This is a genomic window from Binatus sp. (SeqCode) (genome assembly GCF_035272065.1).
Taxonomy (GTDB): Bacteria; Desulfobacterota; Binatia; order Binatales; family Binataceae; genus Binatus.
Map to the genome: position 1 here is coordinate 1 of NZ_DATEQZ010000036.1, position 22,434 is coordinate 22,434.

General features: G+C 62.1%; 20 protein-coding genes. 7 read left to right on the forward strand and 13 right to left on the reverse strand.

Translation table 11 applies throughout. The features are described 5' to 3' along the window. Positions 1 to 143 precede the first annotated feature (143 nt). Both VJX68_RS05885 and VJX68_RS05890 read left to right on the forward strand, forming a co-directional pair. Positions 144 to 461 carry a metal-sulfur cluster assembly factor gene (locus VJX68_RS05885; RefSeq protein WP_324094734.1) on the forward strand — a complete coding sequence of 106 codons (318 nt, stop codon included), beginning with the start codon at positions 144 to 146 and terminating at the stop codon, positions 459 to 461. Positions 462 to 658: 197 nt separating this feature from the next. After that, positions 659 to 1,027, forward strand: coding sequence for a hypothetical protein (locus VJX68_RS05890; RefSeq protein ID WP_324094735.1), 369 nt, complete (start codon positions 659 to 661; stop codon positions 1,025 to 1,027). A gap of 302 nt (positions 1,028 to 1,329) precedes the next feature. Here the strand turns inward: VJX68_RS05890 and VJX68_RS05895 are convergent, their stop codons facing one another. Next, positions 1,330 to 2,943, reverse strand: coding sequence for an FAD-binding oxidoreductase (locus VJX68_RS05895; RefSeq protein ID WP_324094736.1), 1,614 nt, complete (start codon positions 2,941 to 2,943; stop codon positions 1,330 to 1,332). 251 nt (positions 2,944 to 3,194) lie between these two features. Here VJX68_RS05895 and VJX68_RS05900 point away from each other — a divergent pair, with 251 nt between their 5' ends. Continuing rightward, positions 3,195 to 4,037, forward strand: a complete 843-nt coding sequence (locus VJX68_RS05900; RefSeq protein ID WP_324094737.1) for a transglutaminase family protein — start codon at positions 3,195 to 3,197, stop codon at positions 4,035 to 4,037. Positions 4,038 to 4,344: 307 nt separating this feature from the next. On the opposite strand, the gene hpnR is transcribed toward VJX68_RS05900, so the two are convergent. Beyond that, a complete protein-coding gene (hpnR, locus tag VJX68_RS05905; protein WP_324094738.1) occupies positions 4,345 to 5,874 on the reverse strand; it encodes a hopanoid C-3 methylase HpnR in 1,530 nt (509 codons plus the stop codon). A 117-nt stretch (positions 5,875 to 5,991) separates the two neighbouring features. Between hpnR and VJX68_RS05910 the strand changes: the two genes are divergently transcribed. From VJX68_RS05910 to VJX68_RS05920, 3 genes are all read left to right on the forward strand, one after another. Continuing rightward, a complete protein-coding gene (locus VJX68_RS05910; RefSeq protein WP_324094739.1) occupies positions 5,992 to 6,165 on the forward strand; it encodes a hypothetical protein in 174 nt (57 codons plus the stop codon). 383 nt (positions 6,166 to 6,548) lie between these two features. Beyond that, positions 6,549 to 7,562, forward strand: a complete 1,014-nt coding sequence (locus tag VJX68_RS05915) for an aldo/keto reductase (protein WP_324094740.1) — start codon at positions 6,549 to 6,551, stop codon at positions 7,560 to 7,562. Positions 7,563 to 7,700: 138 nt separating this feature from the next. Then, entirely contained in the window at positions 7,701 to 8,114 is a 414-nt protein-coding gene (locus tag VJX68_RS05920; protein WP_324094741.1) for a VOC family protein, read from the forward strand. Between the two features lie 198 nt (positions 8,115 to 8,312). On the opposite strand, the gene VJX68_RS05925 is transcribed toward VJX68_RS05920, so the two are convergent. From VJX68_RS05925 to hpnK, 3 genes are all read right to left on the reverse strand, one after another. Then, positions 8,313 to 10,880, reverse strand: a complete 2,568-nt coding sequence (locus VJX68_RS05925) for a M1 family metallopeptidase (protein WP_324094742.1) — start codon at positions 10,878 to 10,880, stop codon at positions 8,313 to 8,315. A gap of 106 nt (positions 10,881 to 10,986) precedes the next feature. Beyond that, positions 10,987 to 11,520 (reverse strand): GNAT family N-acetyltransferase, encoded by a 534-nt coding sequence (locus VJX68_RS05930; RefSeq protein ID WP_324094743.1) that lies wholly within the window; start codon positions 11,518 to 11,520, stop codon positions 10,987 to 10,989. A 45-nt stretch (positions 11,521 to 11,565) separates the two neighbouring features. Continuing rightward, positions 11,566 to 12,426 carry a hopanoid biosynthesis-associated protein HpnK gene (hpnK, locus tag VJX68_RS05935; RefSeq protein WP_324094744.1) on the reverse strand — a complete coding sequence of 287 codons (861 nt, stop codon included), beginning with the start codon at positions 12,424 to 12,426 and terminating at the stop codon, positions 11,566 to 11,568. A 100-nt stretch (positions 12,427 to 12,526) separates the two neighbouring features. On the opposite strand from hpnK, the gene VJX68_RS05940 reads away from it, so the two are divergent. Further along, positions 12,527 to 13,330, forward strand: a complete 804-nt coding sequence (locus VJX68_RS05940) for a phosphorylase family protein (RefSeq protein WP_324094745.1) — start codon at positions 12,527 to 12,529, stop codon at positions 13,328 to 13,330. On the opposite strand, the gene VJX68_RS05945 is transcribed toward VJX68_RS05940, so the two are convergent. The 8 genes from VJX68_RS05945 to shc all read right to left on the reverse strand — a co-directional run bounded on the left by VJX68_RS05945 (position 13,287) and on the right by shc (position 22,427). Next, entirely contained in the window at positions 13,287 to 14,081 is a 795-nt protein-coding gene (locus VJX68_RS05945) for an SDR family NAD(P)-dependent oxidoreductase (RefSeq protein WP_324094746.1), read from the reverse strand. The two genes, VJX68_RS05940 and VJX68_RS05945, sit on opposite strands and share 44 nt — an antisense overlap. A 78-nt stretch (positions 14,082 to 14,159) precedes the next feature. Next, on the reverse strand, positions 14,160 to 15,059 hold the full coding sequence (locus VJX68_RS05950) for a carotenoid biosynthesis protein (protein ID WP_324094747.1): 900 nt from the start codon (positions 15,057 to 15,059) through the stop codon (positions 14,160 to 14,162). Between the two features lie 8 nt (positions 15,060 to 15,067). After that, positions 15,068 to 16,072, reverse strand: coding sequence for a hopanoid-associated sugar epimerase (gene hpnA / locus VJX68_RS05955; protein ID WP_324094748.1), 1,005 nt, complete (start codon positions 16,070 to 16,072; stop codon positions 15,068 to 15,070). A gap of 15 nt (positions 16,073 to 16,087) precedes the next feature. Next, positions 16,088 to 17,452, reverse strand: a complete 1,365-nt coding sequence (hpnE, locus tag VJX68_RS05960; RefSeq protein WP_324094749.1) for a hydroxysqualene dehydroxylase HpnE — start codon at positions 17,450 to 17,452, stop codon at positions 16,088 to 16,090. A gap of 1 nt (position 17,453) precedes the next feature. Continuing rightward, entirely contained in the window at positions 17,454 to 18,377 is a 924-nt protein-coding gene (hpnD, locus tag VJX68_RS05965) for a presqualene diphosphate synthase HpnD (RefSeq protein ID WP_324094750.1), read from the reverse strand. After that, the gene (gene hpnC, locus VJX68_RS05970) at positions 18,358 to 19,284 is read right to left on the reverse strand and encodes a squalene synthase HpnC (protein ID WP_324094751.1); all 927 of its coding nucleotides are present in this window, start codon (positions 19,282 to 19,284) and stop codon (positions 18,358 to 18,360) included. Before hpnC ends, hpnD begins: the two co-directional genes overlap by 20 nt. Before the next feature lie 4 nt (positions 19,285 to 19,288). Next, entirely contained in the window at positions 19,289 to 20,458 is a 1,170-nt protein-coding gene (locus VJX68_RS05975) for a 1-deoxy-D-xylulose-5-phosphate reductoisomerase (protein WP_324094752.1), read from the reverse strand. A 10-nt stretch (positions 20,459 to 20,468) separates the two neighbouring features. Next, positions 20,469 to 22,427 carry a squalene--hopene cyclase gene (shc, locus tag VJX68_RS05980; RefSeq protein ID WP_324094753.1) on the reverse strand — a complete coding sequence of 653 codons (1,959 nt, stop codon included), beginning with the start codon at positions 22,425 to 22,427 and terminating at the stop codon, positions 20,469 to 20,471. Between the last annotated feature and the right edge of the window lie 7 nt (positions 22,428 to 22,434).

Below are 22,434 nucleotides of genomic sequence, written 5' to 3' on the forward strand. Positions count from 1 at the left end.
TGTCGTCGGCGTATGCGTCGATCGCCTGGTCGTAGAGTTCTTCTTTGTCGGGCATCTCGGACCTCCGGTGAATGCGCGCGCCGCACCTTGCGGGACCGCGGATTTCGCGCACACCCACCATCTTATATACTAGACTCCGCATTATGGAGAATTCGCCCGCACCGACCGAAGCAGACGTTTATGAAGTCCTGCGCGAGTGCTACGACCCGGAGATTCCCGTCAATCTGGTGGATCTCGGACTCATCTACGGCGTCGCCATCGACAACCGCGTCGTCAACGTTACGATGACGCTCACCGCGCCCGGCTGCCAAATGGGCATGATGATCACGCAGGAGATCCAGGACAAGCTGCTCGGCATTCCCGGCTGCGACGACGCCTGCGTCGAGATCGTCTGGGATCCGCCATGGACGCCGCACATGATGAGCGAGGCGGCGAAAAAACAGCTCAACCTCGACGACTAGCCCCCTGAGACCTTCGAGATGTAATGCGACTCTTCCATTCCATGTCCGCACTCTTGTTCTTGTCGCTGTTTGCACTTCCTAGTTACGGAGGCTCTTCGGAGGTTCAACTGTTTTCAGGACGTGCTGTTTCGGTCCGGGATCTTTGGCCCCCCAATCTTTTTTGGCCCAGCGAACCGACCGGAGCAAAGGGAAAGTCGGTGGCGGTACCTTCGCCGAACGGAAAAAAGAAGCTGATATTTCCAGGTGACTGGGTTGAAAAGGACGATACTGTCGCATACACCTTCTTCGCGGTTGTTGGGCAGCACCAATATCCGATACATATTGACGGCCATCTTTCTCCGCTCGTCATATGGGCCAAGGACTCATCCGGGGTGCTGTTTTCTTTCAGCGATGGCGGGGCGAACTGTTGCTATGAGACCAAGCTCATCTCATTCAATGGAGAGCACGTTAGCGTCATCGATCCAACCGCCCAGGTTGCGCATGACTTTATTTCCTACCGAGACAAGCTTGGCATTACGTGCAGGGCATGGCCCCACGAATACCCCAACCTTTTCCCAATAGGCTAGCTCGATCGGTCACACGCACTCATCGCGGCTGAGACCGTGCATCATAGCAACTGCGATTGTTGGGGTTCGTTCCGCGCTTACGAGATCGAGCTGCCGTCAGGCAGAATCGTGAACGCCATAAACCAGCTGCTCGCAAAGAAGATGTTCGACGGAAACCTTCCGTGGGATCTCTCGGAAGCTTCCAACGACGACTGGGATACCAATCCAAAATCGTGCCGCCCGCCGGATAATCAATCGCCGTGAGCATCTATTGCGACGCGGCGAAAAAACAACTCAACCTCGACGACTAGCGCCGGCTCCGCTCAGTCCGGATCGATCAGCACGCCCGGGTTGAGAATCCCGCGCGGATCGAGCGCGCGTTTCGCCGCCTTCAGCGCGCGCGCGAATCCATCCGGACGCTGCCGGTCGTACCACGGCCGATGGTAACGGCCGACCGAGTGATGATGCGTGATCGTGCCGCCCAGCCGCATCAGCTTGTCCGAGACCGCCGCCTTTATCTCGTCCCACTGCTCGATCTCCGAGCCGCGTTTGCCCGGCGCCAGAACCGTGTAGTACGGCGCCGGCCCGTCGGGATAAACGTGCGTGAACCGGCACGTGACCGAGCCCTTGCCGCACACCCGTGCGATTGCGTCGCGCGCGTACTCCATCACCTGGCGATGAAATTCCGGGAATCGCTCCCACGTGATCGCGGTCTCGAACGTGTCGCTCACCATTCCCATCGCGGCTACCGTGTCCATCAGGTACGGCGCGCTCAGAAACGCGTTGCGCCACGCTCCCGCCGATCCTTCGTGCGTCGCGTCGGCGTCGGTGCGAGTCTTCGCGGCGTCCGCCGGGATTTTCCCGCCGTGATCCGCGCAGCACTCCAGCGCGCGCTTCATCCATGCTTCCAGCGGATGGTCTGCCGACTCGAATGCGAGCACCAGCACGGCCTCATCGCCGTTGCCCGCGCCGGAATTGAAGGCCTCGCCTTCGTCGAGAACCCGGCAATTCGCGGGATACAGCCCCGCCTGCGAAATCTGGCGCACCGCCTCCGCCGCCTCGATCATGCTCGGAAACGGGATCGACGCGCCCGCGCGAAACGTCGGCCGATCCTGAAGCCGCATCCAGGCCTCGGTGATGATGCCGAGAATTCCTTCGGAGCCGATGAACATCCGGTCCGGGCTGGGACCTGCGCCCGAGCCGGGTAGCCGGCGCGATTCGACGACTCCGGTTGGAGTCACGACGCGTAGCGATTCGACGAAGTCGTCGATATGTGTGTACAGCGTCGCGAAATGGCCGCCCGACCGCGTCGCGATCCATCCGCCCAGCGTCGAGAATTCGAACGACTGCGGAAAATGACGAATCGTCAGGCCGTGCGGCTTCAACTGCGCGTCGAGCGCGGGACCATACACCCCGGCCTGAATTCGCGCGGCGCGCGAGACCCGGTCCACTTCCACGACTTTGTCCAGATGCATCAGATCGATCGAGACCGCGCCGCGATAACGGTCGCCCTCGGGTGCTTCGACTCCGCCGACGACGCTTGAGCCGCCGCCGTATGGAACCGCTGCAATCCGCGCGCCGTCGCACCATTCGAGCACCGCAGTCAGTTCTTTCTCATCGCGCGGAAACGCGACGACGTCGATCGGATTCGGATAGTAACGCCTAAACGCCCGCCTGAGATCGCGCGATCCCTTGCCGTAGGTGTGGCCGGCGCGATCGTGGATGCTGGTCGAACAAATCGCTTCGAGCGCCGCCGGTGGTTTCACCCGCGGCGCGCGCAGATTTAGCTCGCTTTCCATTGGCGCCGGCGTGAGCTCGATTGGCCCCAGCCCAAATCGCTGGGCGATTCGCTCGGCCATGTGTTTTTGCTGTTCGGGAGTCGGCCCCTGGTCCTCGTAGCCCCATCCCCAGAACTTTCGCCTGCGATTCTCGGCCATCGGATTGATCCTCGTGATACGCCAAAGTTGCTATATTTCAAGTTTGCTGACTGCCGCGATTTTGCGCCCGCCACGCCCGCGAGGGCAAACAACAAACACTGCGCACGGCGACGGTCAAGGTCGTCCGCTTCATACCGGAAGAATCGCCGGGTGAGATAGGACTATGGCTCGCCGATTGGTATAGATCGATCTGAAGAAATAGCCTGAGGCACGTGGAAACCCCGCAAGAATACTACCAGCGCAGTGGGCCGATGATGGCTCTGGGAGCGCACGCGGCCGAATTCAGCGCGCTGCCCGGGGACATCGCGTCGCTATGCGAAGTCATTCAAGGCGTGCTGATTCATCGCGACATCGCGCCTTTCTTGTACCGCGTCACACTGTCCGAAGAGGATCGCGCCGACGCGCACATCCGTCCGATTGCGCAAATGCTGACGCGGATTCATGCGCTCGACGCGCGCCCGCTCACGATCGCGCGCGAGCCCGCCCACCGACTGCCCAGTGTCTGTCGTCATTTCTCGCTGATGCTTTGCGCCATCCTGCGCGATCGAGGTATTCCGGCGCGTCCACGATGCGGCTTCGGCGCATACTTTGAGCCCGGTAAATTCCTTGACCATTGGGTATGCGAGTATTGGAACGCCGCGGATGCGCGCTGGATTTTGGTAGACGCGCAGCTCGACGCGATTCAGCGCAAACAATTCAAGCCGGACTTCGATACGCTCGACGTACCGCACGATCGCTTCATCATCGCCGGCGATGCGTGGAAACAATGCCGCTCGGGACGCGCGGATGCGAGCCGCTTCGGAATTCTCGACATGCACGGGTTGTGGTTCGTCGCCGGCAACCTGCTGCGCGACCTCGCATCGCTCAATCGAATGGAGATGCTGCCGTGGGACGTTTGGGGATTGATGGAGATGGGCGACGATGCTCTGACCTCCGAGAAAAAAACGCTGCTTGACCGCGTCGCTGCCCTCACGCTTGCGGGCGACGACAAGTTCGGCGATGTCCGCGCGATCTACGAGTCCGACGATCGTTTGCGCGTGCCGCCGGTCGTCTTCAACGCGCTCCGCAACGCCCCCGAACCAATCGCAACGTGAGAACTAGTTCGAGGCTTCGATCCTATCGGCGATTACGCGCAGCGCTAGCGCCTCAACAGCCGCGAGTGCCTCTGCACGGGTCTTGCCGTATGCAAGCACGCCCGGCAACTCGGGGACCTCGACTACAGCGCCCTACTTTCCCCCTTAACAAGTTCTAACAGGGACGAAGTCCCGCATCTTCTCTTGTCACCGGGTGCAGGGACCACCCCTGGCCGTGGCGACGGCAGCGCAGTATTAAGCCGTTGGCAGGGGCCGCGCCCGCCAACGGCGGGCGGCCTTACTACTGGGTGCAGGGGTCACCCCTGCCTCACCTGCCGCTGCCCGCGGCGGTGCCGACCGCGACTGGTTCCGGAGCCTGCGGATGCGACGGCTTCGGCATGTGTATATACAGCTTGTCGGCCGCTGGACGTCCGTCGCTATGCATCGACGGCGGGCGCATCGCGTACTTCACTTCCCGCGAATGCTCCGCGAGCTGCCGGTCGGGATTGTACACGCTGTTGAACTTCCACAGCATCTTGATGAAGTTGGTTTGCCCTTTGAGCGCGAGCTTGCCCGCGATCGACGCCACCGACTTCAGCGCCGCGAACCCGAGATGCTTGCGGTTGAGCACGTCCTGCGTCTTCACCAGCTCCTGGTAGAACTGCAGCAGCGGCAGCTTGGTCGGCAGCACCGCATGCTGGATGTCGTACAGCCGGTAGTCGAGCGTCGTCAGCTTGCGCGATTCCGTGAACCACAACTCCGTGCCGGGATACGGCGTCGCCACCGTCAGATGAACGATCTCCGGGATGCTGATCGCCCACTGGCGTATCACCTCGAAGCGCTTCTCGTCCCATGACGGGTCCGCGATCAGGTTGATCGCGACGGTCAGGCCGATCTCGCGCGCGACTTCGAGCGCCTTGAAGTTGACGCCCATCGACGAGCGCTTGCGATGCAGCTTCAGCCCCTCCTCGTCGATCGCTTCCAGGCCGAGGAACATGTACTCCATGCCGAGCTTGCGCCAGTAGCGGAACACTTCCGGATTGCGGCATAGCACGTCGGCGCGAGTCTCGAGGTAGTACTGCTTTTTGATCTTGCGTTTTTCGATTTCGTGGCCGATCGCAAACCCATGCTCGGGATGGATGAACGCGACGTCGTCGACGATGAAGACGTTGGGCTCCTTGATCGACAGCATGTCTTCTGCCGCGGCTTCCGGCGTCGATTTGCGGTAACTGCGGCCGTAGAACGTCCACGCGCTGCAGAACGAGCAATCCCACGGGCATCCGCGCGTGAACTCGATCGACGCGCACGGGTCGAGCACGCCGATAAAGTACTTGTTGCGCCGGCGCCCGAGGTCGCGCGCCGGAAAAAACTTGTCGAGGTCGTCGAGCATGACCGGCGTCGGTCCCGCCCCCTGCGTCGTCATCACACCGGGAACTTTCGCGATCGAGCCGGTGCCGATCGCGTCGAGCAACATTGGCGTCGCCGTCTCGCCCTCGCCGCGGATGACCGCGTCGATCGCGCCTCCCGCATGCTCGAGGATTTCGTCCGCGACGAACGAGCCGCTGTGCCCGCCGCTGAAGACGAAAATATCCTTCCTCAACCGCTTCACGTCTTTGGCGAGATCGATCACCTCGGGCACGTTGGCGAGATAGTTGAGCGAGAACCCCACCGCATTGGGGCGGAAGCTCTCGATCTCGGCGAATAGATCGCGATGCTTGAAAATCTGCAGGTCGATAATCCTCACGTCGTGGCCGGCCGCGCGCGTTGCCGCCGCCACCCGCTCCATCCCCAGCGGTTCGAGCCGCAAATAAATCTCGCTGTACATAAGCGGACTCGGATGTACGAATAGAACCCGCATAGACTCCCTCCGGCGCCGCCTGACCAATCGGCCAGCGGGATTGCCAGCATCCTAATATGCTGGCCGAGGCAAGGAAATAGCATGTCAAAAACCGCCGTCATGCTATTAATGATTCTTATGGCCACGAGCGACGCGCCTCGGCCGGGAAAGTACGTCTTCATCGCCGTCATCTTTATTGCGGTGTTGATCGACGCCGTGCTGTTCGCGCACGTGCGCGCAAATTTTATTCATGATCGCGGCTACGACGTCCGCCCGCGGCACCGCGCGGTCGCCAAGCCCGCCCCGCCCTGACGCCCTCGGATTTCAGGCACTGTTTGGGGATGAACTGTTCAGCCTGACCCCGGCGGATTTGGCGTGCTACACATACGCTATGGTCAACCGCCAGGATGTCCCGTACTCGCAAGTCTCGCTCGAAATCGGGCGACCCCCGCTCGCGGCAGAAATAGTTTTTGACGGAACAAAGCTAGCCATAGAGCGGAGCCGTCCCAAAACCACTACAGATGGTAGAAAATTGCTCTTCCCAGCTCTATTCGATCAACCGAAAAATCAGAATCGCGCCCGTCGCAGCCTGATCTCATTTCACTTCGGCCTTGACACGCGAGCGCGCGCGCCGGAGTTTTGGCTGAACGCCCGGAACTCCAATTCGAAAACCCGAAAAACAATTCGGAGAAACCATGCAGTACTCAAAATTGGGCAAGACTGGAATCACCGTCTCTCGCATCTGCCTCGGATGCATGAGCTATGGCGACAAGAAATGGCGCGATTGGGTGCTGACGATGGACGAGGCGCGCGAACACTTCGCCGCCGCCGTCGAGTCGGGGATCAACTTCTTCGACACGGCCAACGTCTATTCAATTGGCGTGAGCGAGGAGGTCACCGGGCGATGGCTCGGCGAGATGGCGAAGCGCGACGAGATCGTCGTCGCGACCAAAGTGCACGGCCCGATGGCGTCGGGTCTCAATCGCGCGGGGCTGAGCCGCAAGAATATTCTCGAAGCGTGCGACGCGTCGCTGCGCCGCCTCAAGATGGATTTCATCGACCTCTACCAAATCCACCGCTGGGACTACACGACGCCGATCGAGGAAACCCTCGAGGCGCTGGACTCATTGGTGCGCGCCGGAAAAGTGCGCTACCTGGGCGCGAGCTCGATGGCCGCGTGGCAATTCGCCAAGGCGCTTCATCTGCAGAAGGAAAACGGATGGCACCGGTTCGTCTCGATGCAAAACCATTACAACCTCGTCTATCGCGAGGAAGAGCGCGAGATGAATCCGCTTTGCATCGACAACGGCGTCGGCTTGATTCCATGGAGCCCGCTCGCGCGCGGATTTCTGGCGGGCAATCGCGACAAGGGCGGCACCGGTCCAACGGCGCGCGCCAAGACCGACGACTTCGCCAAGAATATGTACTTCCGCGAGTACGACTTCGAAGTGCTGAGCGTCGTCGAGCAGATCGCCAAACAGCGCAGCGTCACGCCGTCGCAAATCGCATGCGCGTGGATCCTGCAGACGCCCGGCGTCACCGCACCCATCATCGGCGCGACCAAGCTCGCTCATCTCAAGGAGGCGATCGCGGCCGTCGATGTGAAGCTCACCGCTGACGAAGTCGCCGCGCTCGAGAAGCCGTACCGGCCGCATCCGATCCTCGGCCACGAACAGCCAAGGCCGGCGCGGATGATCCAGGCGCGCTGAGCGCGGGTTTGTTTCACGTAAAACATTTAGAGTTCAGGAGAACCGACTGCGAACCCGCCAAAACCAAACCTTAAAGCGTTACTTGAAGTTTGATGGAGACGCTGCGGCGTCTGCGGGCATGGCAAATGGAGAAGTGAAATGGAAATTAACGGCGTAGCGCACGTGATGCTCACGGTCAGCAATTTCGAGGCGTGCTTTCCATTCTACGAAAAGCTGCTCATGTATCTCGGACTCAAGCCGGTAATTCGCAGCGAGCAGGTGCTGTACTGCGTGGGCGGAAAGACCGCGATGGGAATAGTCAGATGTGACGATTCGTATCGCGCGGAGAAATTCGAGCAGCGCCGCGTCGGGTTGCATCACGTGTGTCTGCGTGCGCGTGAGCGCGGCGATGTTGACGAGATTTACGGCTTCCTCAAGACGATCGGCGCAAAGATCGTACATCCGCCCGAGGACGGCCCGTGGGTGCCGGGATATTATTCGGTGCTGTTCGAGGATCCCGACGGCATCCGCCTGGAGGTCAACCACGTCCCGGGCAAGGGTCTGTTGGCGTAAAGTGATTGCGATGGTCGGGATGTTCGAACAGTAGCTCGCTTCTTTTCGTCATCCTGAGCGCAGCGAAGGATCTCGCGCGCGCCAGCGCGTGCCTGGCCAGCGCCGGAGGCCGGAGTGTCCGTCGAGATTCTTCGCCGCAGCGGCTCAGAATGACGGAAACAGATTCCGGACGAGGAAAGATCTCAGCGTCTCGCCAGCTCAACCCTTGAGCGTTGCATCCAGGTTTGCGCCTTCGCGGCGGCGGAAGCCGACCGCGACGCTCAGCCGCTCGAGGTGCTGATCTATTATCTTGCCGCCGAGCCGCACGCGATGCTCGCCGAAGAACTGCTTGACCTCGTCTTCGCGATCGAGCAGCGCCACCACGGCTTCGCACATCCGCGGCAGCGCGTTGTCGGGATACTTCTGAATCATCTCGTCCCAATGCGCGCGCGCAAAGTCCCACGCCTGGTAGCGGCACGCGGGGTTGAGCAGCAGCGAATGCATCAGGTACGGCGAATTCTGGGTTCGCACCTGCCCGTCCAGCGTCATCTCCATGGTTTTTTTCAGGAGATCTCGATTGCGGAAATTTGCCAGCGCAAACAGGAAGCGCTGCTCTTCCTGCGGCGTGCGCGGCGCTTTGAACTTTCGCTTGAACTCCTCGTAACGCGCGGCGTCGCCGCAATGCGCGAGGATGTTCACCAGCGCGGGCATCAGGTCGCGATCCGCGCGGTCGGGATTGGCCTCGAAGCGCGCGTACAGGTCGCGCGCGCGCTGCTGGACCTCGGGATCGTCGCCGAGCGTGCCGAGCGCGCCGATGAGCGTGCCGCGCAACTGGCGCACGAGCTCGCTCTCGCCGGACTTCGGCTCCCAGCCCAGCCGTGCGGCGGCGGGACCGGCGACCCCGCGCACCGCGGCGGCCAGCGCGGGCCGGTCGGCGTCGGACGCGATCAGGTCGAGGTATGCGAACGCACCGAGCAACGCGCGCCACACGTTGATGTCGGTCTCGCCGGTGAACAACCACGCCATCTTGAGGAACTCGCTGAGCGGGCCAAGTCCCGCGACGGTCGCCGCCCACGTATCGCTCACCAGCCCGAAGCGTTCGATCGGTTGCACCGCGCCGAGATTCCTGGTGATCGCCGCGAGCAGCGCCGGCGCATAGTGCACGCGATAAAAGCCGTGGCCGCCCTCGTTCAACAGCGCCCATTCAAGCTTGCCCGGGATGTCGAGAGTGGTCTCGCCAGTGGTGAGAATCACCTTGTGGGTCGAGCCGCCCTGGTCGGTCTTCGCGCGAACCATCACGGGCACATGCCAGAGCTGATGGTTGTCCTCGGCGAGATAGAAGAAGCGGCGCTGCGAGAGCTTGAGTCCGCGGCCGTTGGCAGCCGGCGCCGCCTCGATGATCGGAAAGCCGGGCTGGAAGATCCACGAGTCCATCATTTTGCGCACCGGCTCGCGCGACGCCGCCTCGAGCGCGTCCCACAGGTCGCCGGTCTCGGTGTTGTTGAATTGATGCTTGTTCAGGTAGAGGCGAATCCCGTCGCGAAAGACGTTGGCGCCCAGGAACTGCTCGAGCATCCGCAGCACGGCCGCACCCTTTTCATAGGTCAGGATGTCGAACATCGCGCGGCAGTCTTCGGGACTGCGCACCGTGTATTCAATCGGGCGCGTGCTGCGCAGCCCGTCGATTGACATCGCCGCCGCGCGCGAGACGCTGAAGCTCTCCCATCGCTTCCACTGCGGCTTCCACGCGTCGACGGCCAGCATCTCCATGAAGGTGGCGAACGCCTCGTTGAGCCAGATGCCGTTCCACCATCGCATGGTGACGAGATCGCCGAACCACATGTGCGCGTTTTCGTGCGACACCACGTCGGCGATGCGCTCGAGCTCGGCGCGCGACGCGGATTTTTCGTCGGCCAGCAGCGCGGTCTCGCGAAACGTGATCGCGCCCAGATTTTCCATCGCACCGGAGGCGAAATCGGGAATCGCGATCAGGTCGAGCTTGTCGCCGGGATACTTGAGCCCGTAGTAGCCGGCGAAATACTTCAGCGAGAACACGCCAACCTGCCGCGCCCAGCCGGTCAGCGACTCTTTGCCGGGAACGTGAACGATCCGCAGCGGCGTGCCCGCATCGGCCGGCGCGGTCGCGTCGAACTCGCCGACGATGAACGCGACCAGGTAGGTGGACATCGGGATCGTCTCCTTGAAGACGACCTCCTTCTTTGCGCCCGCCAGCTTGCGCTCGCTCTCCTGTCCGCCGTTTGAAATGGCGGCCAGATGCTCATCGACAACCAGCGTCACTTTATAACTCGCCTTGAGCTCCGGCTCGTCCCAGCATGGAAACGCGCGGCGCGCGTCGGTGGATTCGAACTGCGTCGTGGCGGCGACGTGAGTCTTGCCAGCAGCGTCCTGGTACTGGCTCCGATAGAAGCCGTGGAGCTTGTCGTTGAGGATTCCTCGGAACGCAATCTTCAGCCTCCATTCGCCGGGAGCAAGTTTCTCGGGGAAGCGGAGATGCGCGCGTTCCTTCGCGGGCTCCAGCTCGGCCTTGGCGACGACGGATTTTGCACCGCGCTCCGCGGCTACCTTGTCGATTTCCAGCTCGAGCGCGTTCAGCACGACGTCGTCGATCGCCTCGTTGACGACGACGGCGATATTCACCTCGCCCTGAAAGGTGAACGCCTTGAGGTCGGGCGTCAGGCGAATGTCGTAGCGCTTAGGCGTGACGTTCTTCGGCAGGCGATAATCCTGCGTAGTGTCAGCGAGGGGAGCCGCATCCTGATCGCGCATCTGGTCTCTCTTCCTTATATCCAGTCGAGTGTGAACGTGAAAAATTGCGGGACGCGCGCCCCGCAACCATTTAACCTAGTTCAAACAGCATCGGGGCGCGAGCAATTCATTCGCCGGCGAGTCGCAACGGGCGCTCCATCCACACGACGTCCCAGAAGCGGTCGAACTTGCGGCCGCATTCGCTGAAGACGCCGACCTCGGTGAAGCCGAACTTGCGATGCAGCTTGATCGATGCCTCGTTGGGAAGCGTGATCCCGGCCAGCAGGCGGTTGATGTCCTCATTCTTGAGCGCGTCGAAAAGTGCGCGATACAGGGTCGCACCGATTCCCCGCCCCGTCGCGTCATGCGCGCAGTAGATCGAAGTCTCGGCGCTCGTGTCGTACGCCGCCCGGTCGCGAAACGGCCCAGTGCCCGCCCAGCCGACGATCAGGCCCGCATCTTCCGCAACGAACAGCCGATGGCGGCGCGTGCCGGCATGCTCGTCGAACCATCGCGCGCGCTGCTCGACGGTCTGCGGTTCCAGGTCGAACGTTATGGGCGTGTTAACGACATAGTAGTTGTAAATTTCCGTCAGGCGCGGCAGGTCGTCGCGCACCGCAGGCCTAATCTTTACCTCCGCCATGAAAGTTGTCTCCTGCATGAGAGGTTCCGCCGAATCACAGGCAACGCCAGATGCAAAGTTGAATCAAGCGGCGAGTTTGCTTTTTGCAAGATCGGCGAACGTGATCAGCTCGATTCCGTTTCGGGCGATCGCATCGCGCACGCGCGGGCTAGTGAGAATCTCGACCTCGAGTTGCGCCTCGGCCGCGGGCGGGACTCCGCCGATATCGGCGGCCGGATGGAAATACAGTTCCGTAGTTCCGTCGCGGATACGATCGAGCACGCCGACGATGTAATCCTCGCTCAGATGACCGCTCTGGTGAAGTCCGAACAGCGCGTCGGTCGAGATGAGGCCGCGCTGCGCCATCATGCGGCTGGTTCGGCGCGAGAGCGTGCCGAAGATAAACGACTCGACGAGCTTGCGGGCAGCGTGATCCCGGCGCAGACGCAGCGTCGTCAACACGCGCTCGCGCGGGAGCCTGAGGCACGGCACTTTGTATTCGACGGCGAGGTCAACCAGAATATCAGCGAAGAGCGGATGGACGTGGAAATTCAAGTGGCCGTCGATATGGTTGAGGTAGCCGACGAGCTCGAGATGGCGCTCGACTTGCGCGCGCAGTTCGTCGGTCATCGCAGCGCGCATCGAGCGATCAAAAAAATATCGCATCCCCGCGCCGACGGGGCTGTCGATGAACTCGCCCGACGGACGCACGGCGGCGCCGAGTCGCGAGGCATCGAGCAGACAGCGTCCGCGGCAGACGACAGCATGCAAGCCGACGTCGAGCGCGGGATTGTCGCGCGCCATTTCAGCGGCGGCGCGCGCGGCGGGTTCCGCGACCATCAGGCTCGCACTGCGCAGAATTCCGTCGCGATGCGCCCGCATGATGCCGGCATTGACCTCGGGCGACAAGCCGAAGTCATCGGCGTTGACGATCAAGCGCTTCAAACTGCGACACCGCGATTGTCCAAAAACACGAGCACGATTTTGCTAGTATCGGTCGGTTCGCTCAAGCGTCGTTGCGGAATGCCAGAGTGAGATCACGAAATTGATTCTTCTCTTTTACGCGTTCGCGCGAGAGATCGCGCCGTTCAAGCGCCGGCTGCGCAATCGCACGCAGCTCGCCCTCGACGGCTTGCATGGCTTCCGCGCAGAGATCGGCGGCAAGGAGTTTGCCGTGGTCGGACACGGAATCGGACACCGCCGCGCAACCGAAGCCGCGCGGCGCGCGTTCGATCTGATACCCGGAGCACAGTTGGCGATCGGAACCGGCGTCGTTGGTGCACTTTCGAGCGGACTGAAGCCGGGCGATCTCGTCCTCGCCGATCGCGTGCTGACGATTCATGCCGACGGGCAGATGACCGAACAAGTGGCGGTGGTGGGTGATGCGCACATCCGCGCGGTCGGGCGCTCGCTTGCGAGCGCGGGGATTGCCTACTCGAGCGGCGCGATATTGACATCGCATCAGGTGCTCGCGACGGGCGCCGAGAAACGCCGCGCCAAGGAAAGCACCGGCGCGATCGCGGTGGACATGGAAACAGGCGCGATAGCCGCGGAAGCCGCCGCGCGCGGACTTCCCTTCGTCGCGATTCGCGCTGTGCTTGACGAAGTTGACGACGAAATCTTTGGGGCCGAGATGGCAGATGAGGACGGCAATGTGCGGCCGCTCACCGCGACCTCGTATCTGATCCGCAATCCGGCGACGATGCTCAAGCTGCCGCGGATGATGCGAAACCTCTCGCGCGCAGCGGCTTCGATCGCGGACGCACTCACGGCAATCGCGCACGAGGACAAGGTTCATCCCGCCGCTAAGCGTGCTCCCGCGCCGGCGGAGCGAAAGCGCCCGCGCTGAAGCCGCCGTCAATTGGGACCGCGATGCCAGTGATAAACCCCGCCTCGTCCGACGCGAGGAACGCAGCCAGCGCGCCAACCTCTTCCGGCTTCCCATTGCGCCCCAGCGGATGCATGTTGCCGGTGCGCTCCCACACCAACCGCGACGCGCCGGCGGGAACGGTGTTGCAATTCTCGGCGATCGGCGTCTCGATGACGCCGGGGCAAATCGACACGCATCGAATCTGGTGGCGCGCGAAGTCGAGCGCGATTCCCTTCGACATGATCACGACGCCGCCCTTTGCCGCCTGATAGGCGCCGAGATTCGGCACGCCCTCGATGCCCGCGCCGCTGGCGGTGTTGATGATCACGCCGCCGCCCTGCTTGATCATTTGCGGGATCGCGTACTTGCAGCCGAAAAATACGCCCTTCATACACACGTCCACGACCCAGTCCCACTCTTCCTCGCTCGTGTCCACGACGTTTTTGGGCACGAAGACGCCGGCGTTGTTGAACAGGATGTCGAGGCGGCCGAATGCGCGGATCGTTTCGTTGACCATGCGCTCGACTTCAGCGCCGACGCGCACATCCACTGAGACGGATTTCGCGACGCCGCCGGCCTTCTCGATCTCAGCCGCGGTATTGCTCGCGGTCTCCGCGCGCACGTCGGCGACCATCACCTTCGCGCCTTCATTCGCGAACCGAATCGCGCTCGCACGCCCGATTCCCGAACCGGCACCCGTAATCAAAGCGACCTTGTCCTTGAGCAGCATGCTAAATCACCTCGCCTGCGTGGTCGTAGCTCGATGACCGACGCTTGCCACACTCGGCGAAGATTTGGAAGCGCGCCGTTAGGCCGTCGCGCGGTGCAGCTCGTGCTTGCGTGCGCTCGATGGCTTCCAGACTGTAAGATCTCGCTCGTAGGAAAAGTCGGCGAGGTGGCGCTCGATAGCCGCGTCGTCGCCCCAGGATTCGCGGCGAGTCAGAATATGAATCGCGAGAACCGCGAACGGCAGGTAAATGAACACGCCGGCCCATCCGATATTAGGCGCGCCGATTCGAAACAGCATCGTGATTCCGAAGGTCACGATTCCCGCGTAGAGCGCCGGACCGAGTAGCGCGCGCGAGCGCATCGCGGGAAGGAGACCCGCCGGCCTGGTCGAACCACGATTGAGCGTCGCGTCGAGCCACTGGAAAATCGCGATCGTAATCGCCGCGACGAAATACCATCCCAAGTAGTTGCTGATCGGCACGCCGAAGTGCGGTCCCGGCGGGTCGTACCAGAATACTTTGCCGAGGAACCATCTGTCGCCGAGCACGCTCAGCGGATCGACGACCATATCAACCATCACCATGAACAGCGCCGCCATCAACCATACTCGCGGCGCCCGGCGAATTTCCCAGGTGTCGAGAATTCGGACGTCACCGCCCCGCCGATACAGTGGCGAACTGAGCAACAGCGCAACCGTGTAGCTGGCGAAAGCGAGAAACGTGAACGACAGCGAGTCCATGAAGGGAACGCCGAAGACCCAAATCTCGCGGGTGCGAGTGGCGTCGATATAATGATACAGGCCGAACGGGAATCCGTTGTGGACCGACGACCACTCGCATGCCAGCGACACGGCGTAGGTAAGCACCGTGAACAAAAGCGTCGTGCGCAGACCGAAGTTCACGATCGCGATAAACAAATAGCTAGCGAGGAAGATGAAAACGTACGGGCGCAGCGCGATCGTGGATAGCAGCAGATGCATCGCCAGGCTTACGAGGCGCTCTTCGCCGGCCCTCTGGAGCTGAAAAATTCGATAGCTGTCCCTATCGCCGCTTCGATCGGCCCCGGCGAGTATCCAAGTTCCGCGCGCGCCTTGGACGAGTCGAAGAACATTTTCTTTCGCGCCATCCGCACTTCGGTCAGGCTGGCGCGCGGCGCGCGACGCGTGACGGTGCGTGCAAACGCTTCGGCACCGAGCGCATAGCCGAACGCCACCGCGTAGGGAATTCTCATCTTCGGCGCAGGCATCCCGGAAGTCGCCGCGAGCCGCCCGAGAAATTCCTTGAGCGTGAGATTTTCGCCGCCGAGAATATATTTCTCGCCGACACGGCCGCGCTCCGCCGCCAGCAGGTGGCCGCGCGCGACGTCCGCAACACCGACGATGTTAAGCCCGGTCTCCACGTATGCGGGCATCCGCCGATTCAGAAAGTCCACGATGATTCTGCCGGTCGGAGTCGGCTTGAGATCGAGCGCGCCGATGGGCGTCGATGGATTCACGATCACCACCGGCGCGCCTACACGCGCGGCCTCCAGCGCCGCCTGCTCGGCCATGTACTTCGATCGCTTGTAATGACCCGGCATATCAGCGAGCGACGACGGTGTGTCCTCGCGTCCCACTCCCCGATGGGGAATCCCGAGAGCTCCAACCGTGCTGGTGTAAACGATTCGCGAAACTCCGGCGTCGGTTGCGGCCCGGATAACGTACTCAGTGCCCGCGACGTTGGTCGCATACATCGGCGCCGGATCGGTCAGCCACAGCCGGTAGTCGGCGGCAACGTGATAAACCTCGTTGCATCCGGTCACGGCGCGCGCGACGGAATCGAAGTATCGGAGATCGCCGTACACGATCTCGACCGGCAGACCGACGAGCGCGCTCAAATCCGCATTCTCGCGCGCGAGCACTCGCACGCGATCGCCACGAGCGAGCAGCGCGCGCACGACGTGGCATCCGACGAAACCGTTTCCACCCGTGACCAGCGCTAACTTAGTAGTCATTCGATTAGCCAATAGCTATTCGGCGGTCCGTGCGATGACGGCGCCGGCCGCGGCCCGTCCGGAAATCACGGCGCTCTCAATCGTGGCCGGCAGTTCTGTCTGTATCCAGTCGCCGGCCAGAAAGAAATTGGCGATCGGCGTGTTCGCGGTCGGACGCAACTGATGAGACCGCAGGTCCGGCGCCATCGTGGCGTTTTTCTCCTTGAGCACCAGTGACTTCACGACGGTGGCCGTGCGCGACGCGGGTATCATCGCGTGAAGATCGTTGATCACGATATCGAGGATTTCCTGGTTACTGCGATCCACCAGCTTCCGCGCACCGCTGATCACGAAGCTCAAGTAACCCGGATGCGCCTCGCCGCGTTGCGCGAATATCCGGCGTTTGTTGAATAGCCATTGAGTAGTAGTGCCGATAAAGCCGATGAACGGTGAATTAGTCACTTCGCGATCGAGCCATACGTGGACGCAGATGATGGGCGAGCTCGAAAGGCCCGTTAAGCGCGAGAAAAATGGATCCGCCACCGCGTTTTCAGGGAGGAGCCGCAATAACTGGGGCGCCGGCACTGCGCTGATGAAATTCGAAGCCTCAATTCGACGCCCGTCGCGCAGCCGCACGCTTGCGACATGGCCGCGCGCGCCGAGTTCCAGCATCTCGACGATCGAATGCGAAACGACCGTTCCGCCGGCGCGCTCGATCAATTGTTTGGCGCCCGAACAGTAGAGGTCGCTCAGCCCGACGCGCGAATAAACGAACGCCGAGTCGCGGCGGCGCGAAAAAAATGCGCGCTTGAGAACCTCGGCCAACAGTTGCGCCGACGATGCTTCCGGCACGTCATTGAGCGTGGCGATCGACATTGGGTACCAGAAACATTGGCGCGCGTGTTCCGATTGTCCGAGACGGTCCATAAGCTGCGCGACAGTGAGATTGCGCAGTTCGCCGCCGCCGAACCGTTTCATCGCGAGCAGGCGAAGTCCGCCGCACATAACGCTGATCCGCTCCGCCATACTGAGATGCCGATAGCCGAGCAGCGCGGCCGTCATGTGCAGAGGGCCGGGCAGCCGTGCCGTTTTCAGAACCGCGCTCTGGCCGGGACCCGCGAGCATTTCGATTTCCAGATCCTCCCGAAACACCAACTGGCCGTGGGCGCCGATTCGCTCGAGAAAGTCGAGCGTCTCAGTGTAACAACCCATCAGGACGTGCTGTCCGTTGTCGACGAAATCGCCAGTGTCCGCGTCAACGAACGAATATGCGCGCCCGCCGAGCGCGGGTTTGCCTTCGAGCACCGTGACCCGCACGCCGCGCTCGGCGAGCGCGACCGCGGCGCTCAGTCCGGCGAAGCCGGCGCCGATCACGACGGCATCTTTCGTTGCTGATGCCATTTTATCCGCGCAGGGCGCTGAAGCGTCCCTCGGCCCACGCGCGTCCGACCAGATAGAGTTTGTGCGGTGCGGACAGGCTGTGGCGGCGGTCGAGCACGCGATAGTTCGACTTGATGATTCGCTCGAGCAGCGCGGCGTAAATGAGCCGCATCGCCTCTGCCGTCAGCAGGGTTGCGCGATCTTCCGGCGCAAGTTCGCTCTGCGCCAGCGCGTAAAGCTCCCGCGCGCGTCTAGCCTCGAAGTCCATCAGCCTGACGAAGTTGGGCGAGTACACGCCGCCGAGAATTTCCTCCTCGCTCACGTTGAATCGCGCGAGGTCCTCCAACGGTAAATAAATTCGTCCGCGCTCAGCGTCCTCGCGCACGTCGCGCAGAATATTCGTCAATTGAAGCGCCAGCCCCAGGTTCTCCGCGTACAGCTTGGCCGACGGATTGCGGTAGCCGAATATCTCGATGCAGATGAGGCCGAGCGCCGACGCGACGCGATAGCAGTACGGCCGCAGCACGTCCCAGGTCTGATAGCGCTTGCGCGAGAGATCCATCTCGACGCCGTTGATGATTTCCTCGAACAACTCGCGCGGGATTTTAAATCGCCGCGCGCTGTCGGCGAGCGCACGAGAGAGCGCGCGAGTCGGTGCGCCTGCATAGACGCGGTCGAGTTCCTCGCGCCATCGCTCTAGCAGCAGCGCAGGCTCGCGAATCGCTTCGTCGTCGGCGATATCGTCGATGAAACGGCAGAACGCATAGACGGCGTGGAGAGCGCGGCGCCGTTCGGGCGGCAACAAAATGAACGCGTAGTAAAAGCTTGACCGCGAGCGCCGCGTGACTTGAGCGCACCGTTCATAGTCGGCATCGAGCGACGCGTCGTTGCGGACGCTCGCCTCTTCGAGGCCGGCGGCGCTGCGGTCAGACTTCAAGACGGCCACGGATCGCGCTCCATCCAAGTTTCAGGTAGTCGAGTTTCGCCAGTTCCGGACGCATCCGGAACACATCGTAGTTGACGCGATCGATCGCGCGCAGAATCGCGAGCCCGCCGCCCGCGAACATCACGATGTCGCGGCGCAGCCGCTTGTCTACGCTCTTGTGCAGTTCGCCGCCCTCGACGAGCATCGCGCGCGCGACCCCCGCTTCATGACGCATCAGATCGATGAACTCGCGCGACGACGTATGCGCCGCGAGGTCCGCCGGCGTCACTCCAAATCGTTCCATGTCGCGGCGCGGAAAATAAATTCGTCCTTTGTCGAGATCGACCGCAACGTCCTGCCAGAAATTTGCGAGCTGCAGCCCGCTGCAAATCAAATCCGACAGATGCTGCCGTTCCGCGTCGCGATAGCCGAACAAATAGAGCACCAGCCGTCCGACCGGATTCGCGGAGTAGCGCGAGTAACCGAGCAGATCGTCGAGCGTGTCGAAGCCTTTGAAGTTCACGTCGGAGCGAAACGCCGTCAGCAGATCCTTGAACGGCTCGCGCGGAATCTCGAAGCGGCGCACCGTGTCGGCGAGCGCGATAAATATGGGATGTCGCGGGGTGCCGGCGTAAGCCAGATCGAGCTCGCGCTCCCAATCGTCGAGCATCGCGAGGTCGTGATGCTCGTCGGCAAAATCGTCGGCCATTCGCGCGTACGCATAAATCGCGTACATGTGCGGGCGCATCGCGCGCGGCATCAGCCACGAGGCGACGGTGAAATTTTCGTAGTGCGACTTCGCCATCCGCGCGCAGAATTCGTAAGCGCTCGCGACGTCGAAGGTTCCCGCCGGTATCGACGCGTCACGCACCGCACCCGATTCGTACGGCGCCGCTCCGCCCTGCACGTTGGCCTGCGCGCTTGCCATCGTCTCAGGCTGCGACCGGCCGCGCTCCGACAAGTTCGCGCGCCGCGGCTCGCGCCCATCCGTCGGTCTCGAGGAGATCCTCGATCGTGCGCGCCGCGGAGTTGTGATGCCTATTCATCACCGCCTCGATGTGCCGCGGGATGTCCAAGAAGCGCACGCGTCCCACCAAAAAGCCCGCGACCAATTCCTCGTTGGCGGCGTTGAGGCACGCGGTCATCGTGTTCCCGGCGGCGAGCGCCTCGTACGCCAGCCGCAGACACGGGAAGCGCCGCAGGTCGGGCTCTTCAAACGTCAGCCGCGAATTTTCCGCCAGCGACAGCGGCTTCAGATGCGTCATCGGCAGCCGCTCCGGATAGGCGAGTGCGTACGCGACTGGAATCGCCATGTCCGGAATCGCCATCTCCGCGATAACCGAGCCGTCGATCATTTCGACCATCGAGTGGATCACGCTCTGCGGATGAATCACCACTGAGACTTCGGCCGCCTTGAGATCGAACAGCCAGCGCGCCTCGATCACCTCGAGCCCTTTGTTCATCAGCGTCGCGGAATCGATCGTAATCTTGCTGCCCATCACCCAGGTCGGATGCTTCAGCGCCTGCTCGACAGTGATCGATTCAAAACGATCGGCCGGCAGTTCGCGAAACGGGCCACCCGACGCGGTTAAAATTATCCGCTTCAACGAGTCGCGCCCGCGTCCTTCCAGGCATTGAAAGACCGCGTTGTGTTCACTGTCCACCGGCAGCAGCCGCACGCGATTCTCGCGCACCGCCGCCGTGATCAGCTCGCCCGCGATGACCAGCACTTCCTTGTTGGCGAACGCGATGTCCTTGCCGGTCTTGATGGCGGCGAGCGTCGGCTGCAAGCCCATCGCACCGACCAGCGCCGACATCACGAGCTTCGCTTCGGGATGCGTTGCCACGGCGATCGCGCCTTCGAGTCCGTGCACAATCGTAATGCGCTGCGCGCCGAGGCGCGTCGCAAGATCGCGCGCGAGTTCGGGCGTCGCCACCGACACGAGTTCGGGATGAAAGCGCTTCACCTGCTCCGTCAGCAGATCGAGATTGCGTCCCGCCGCCATTGCGACGACGCGAAACCGGTCGCTGAATCGCCCGACCACGTCCAGCGTCGTAACGCCGACCGAGCCGGTCGAGCCGAGAATTGTAATCGCCTTCATCGCAAACAGCTCAGTGCGGCGCCGTCTCCGCCAGCCGCTTTCGGAATCGCCCCAACGCCATCAGCGGAAAGTAATGCGGGTACATGTGGTAGCGAAGATAAAAGTGATTTGGAAATCCGTTGCCGGTCGATTCCCGCTCGTCCCACGCGTCCTCGTCGTTCTGGCGTTCTGAGAGCCATTGCGCGCCGTGCATCGCATTTTCGCTGATTCCTTCTTCGCCCGCGATCAAGGCGATCAGCGCCCACGCCGTTTGCGATGCGGTGCTGGTTCCGCGACCGTGCCACGCAGGATCCTTGTCCGACAGCGGGCTTTCGCCCCATCCGCCGTCGGGATTCTGCTTCGACTTGAGCCACGCGACCGCGCGCTTGATCCATGGCTCGTTGATATCGACACCGATCGCGCGCAGGCCCGAGAGCGCCGAAAATGTGCCGTAGATATAATTGATGCCCCAGCGTCCCCACCATCCGCCCGCCGGCGACTGATTCTTCTTAAGCCATTCCATCGCGCGTTTCGCCACCGGATGCTCGGTGCGGTAGCCGACCGCGCCCATCATCTCGAGCACGCGCCCGGTGAGATCGGGACACGACGGATCGGTCACCGCTTCAACGTCCGCGAGCGGCAAATGATTGAGCCACGTCGAATCGTTGTCAGCGTCGAACGCGGCGAAGCCTCCGTCCTTCGATTGCATTCCCATCACCCAGTTCGCGCCGGTGCGAATTGCGCGCTCCCTGGCCGCAGCATCATCGGCCTTTGAGTCGGCCATTATCGACAGGATCACTGCCGAATCGTCCACGTCGGGATAGCAGTCGTTGTAAAACTCGAATGCCCATCCGCCCGGCTCGAGGGCGGGCCGCTTCACCGACCAATCGCCCTTCTTGAAAATCTGGTGATCGATGAGCCACTGCGAGGTCTGCTTCATCGCGGGATGGTCGCCCGGCAATCCTGAGTCCAGCAACGCGCGCGCCGCGAGGCCGGTGTCCCAGTTGACCGACACGCACGGCATATACAAATCGTAGTCGCCGAAGTGCCAAATCAGTTCCTGCGAGGCCTCGATCGCCCGCTTCAGTACTGGATGGTCGTTGCGGTAGCCGTTGGCTTTCAGAGCCATCGCGCTCAGCAGGTAGCATGGCTCGATTCCACCCCACGAGCCGTTGGCCTCCTGATGATCGAGGAGCCATTCTTCCGTGTGGCGCAGCGCGCGGGCGCGTAGAGATTTTATTTTGTGCCGATCGTAGAAGCGCAGAGCCTTGTCGGCGAGGTTCAGCGCACTGCGCAGCGACAACAATTTTTTTCCGCGCGGCTGCTTGAACTTCGTGAAATGCGGCGGCTCGATGTACAGCTCGAGCACTCCGCGCTGGTAATCGATCTTTTTTTCGGGACGCGCCGCCTGCAGCATCATCAGTCCCATCAGCGTTCCGCGCGCCCACGAACCAAGCTCGTAAATGTTGAATGGGAACCAGTTCGGGAAGAGTGAGATTTCGACCGGCAGTGCGGCCGTGGCGTCCCAGGTGATCTGCCCCATCGAGGCCAGGTAAAATCGCGCCAGCGTGCCGCAGTTCACGATTCCGCCCTTCGACAGAATCCAACGCCGGGCGGCCGCCAGCGGCTCGTCGCCTGCGCGCATACCGGTGAGCTTGAGCGCAAAATAACTTTCGATCGTCGTCGAGAGATACCCCTCGCCGCCCTGGTAAAGCGCCCAACTCCCGTCGGGACTCTGCGTGTCGAGCAGATACTTCTTCAGGCGCGCCTCGGTTTCGACGTCAACCGTGTCCATAAAATGGTTGAAGATGATGAACTCCGCGTTCATCTCGGCGTTGGCCTCGAGCGGCGCGTGCCAGTAGCCCTCGGGCTTTTGCAGCGCGAGCAGCGCGCGCTGGGCGCGATCGACGGTGTAGTCAATCTTCGCGACGAACTCGTCGTGCGGCGACATCGCGATTGCCGTGTTTCCAATTTCAACAGCCTGACTCATATTTCAT

Bases quoted from the DNA above. Each gene is read 5' to 3' on its own strand.
- VJX68_RS05885 (WP_324094734.1), top strand. From the start codon at position 144: ATGGAGAATTCGCCCGCACCGACCGAAGCAGACGTTTATGAAGTCCTG.
- VJX68_RS05895 (WP_324094736.1), bottom strand. From the start codon at position 2,943: ATGGCCGAGAATCGCAGGCGAAAGTTCTGGGGATGGGGCTACGAGGAC.
- VJX68_RS05900 (WP_324094737.1), top strand. From the start codon at position 3,195: ATGATGGCTCTGGGAGCGCACGCGGCCGAATTCAGCGCGCTGCCCGGG.
- hpnR (WP_324094738.1), bottom strand. From the start codon at position 5,874: ATGCGGGTTCTATTCGTACATCCGAGTCCGCTTATGTACAGCGAGATT.
- VJX68_RS05910 (WP_324094739.1), top strand. From the start codon at position 5,992: ATGGCCACGAGCGACGCGCCTCGGCCGGGAAAGTACGTCTTCATCGCC.
- VJX68_RS05915 (WP_324094740.1), top strand. From the start codon at position 6,549: ATGCAGTACTCAAAATTGGGCAAGACTGGAATCACCGTCTCTCGCATC.
- VJX68_RS05920 (WP_324094741.1), top strand. From the start codon at position 7,701: ATGGAAATTAACGGCGTAGCGCACGTGATGCTCACGGTCAGCAATTTC.
- VJX68_RS05925 (WP_324094742.1), bottom strand. From the start codon at position 10,880: ATGCGCGATCAGGATGCGGCTCCCCTCGCTGACACTACGCAGGATTAT.
- VJX68_RS05930 (WP_324094743.1), bottom strand. From the start codon at position 11,520: ATGCAGGAGACAACTTTCATGGCGGAGGTAAAGATTAGGCCTGCGGTG.
- VJX68_RS05945 (WP_324094746.1), bottom strand. From the start codon at position 14,081: ATGCTGCTCAAGGACAAGGTCGCTTTGATTACGGGTGCCGGTTCGGGA.
- VJX68_RS05950 (WP_324094747.1), bottom strand. From the start codon at position 15,059: ATGCATCTGCTGCTATCCACGATCGCGCTGCGCCCGTACGTTTTCATC.
- hpnA (WP_324094748.1), bottom strand. From the start codon at position 16,072: ATGACTACTAAGTTAGCGCTGGTCACGGGTGGAAACGGTTTCGTCGGA.
- hpnE (WP_324094749.1), bottom strand. From the start codon at position 17,452: ATGGCATCAGCAACGAAAGATGCCGTCGTGATCGGCGCCGGCTTCGCC.
- hpnC (WP_324094751.1), bottom strand. From the start codon at position 19,284: ATGGCAAGCGCGCAGGCCAACGTGCAGGGCGGAGCGGCGCCGTACGAA.
- VJX68_RS05975 (WP_324094752.1), bottom strand. From the start codon at position 20,458: ATGAAGGCGATTACAATTCTCGGCTCGACCGGCTCGGTCGGCGTTACG.
- shc (WP_324094753.1), bottom strand. From the start codon at position 22,427: ATGAGTCAGGCTGTTGAAATTGGAAACACGGCAATCGCGATGTCGCCG.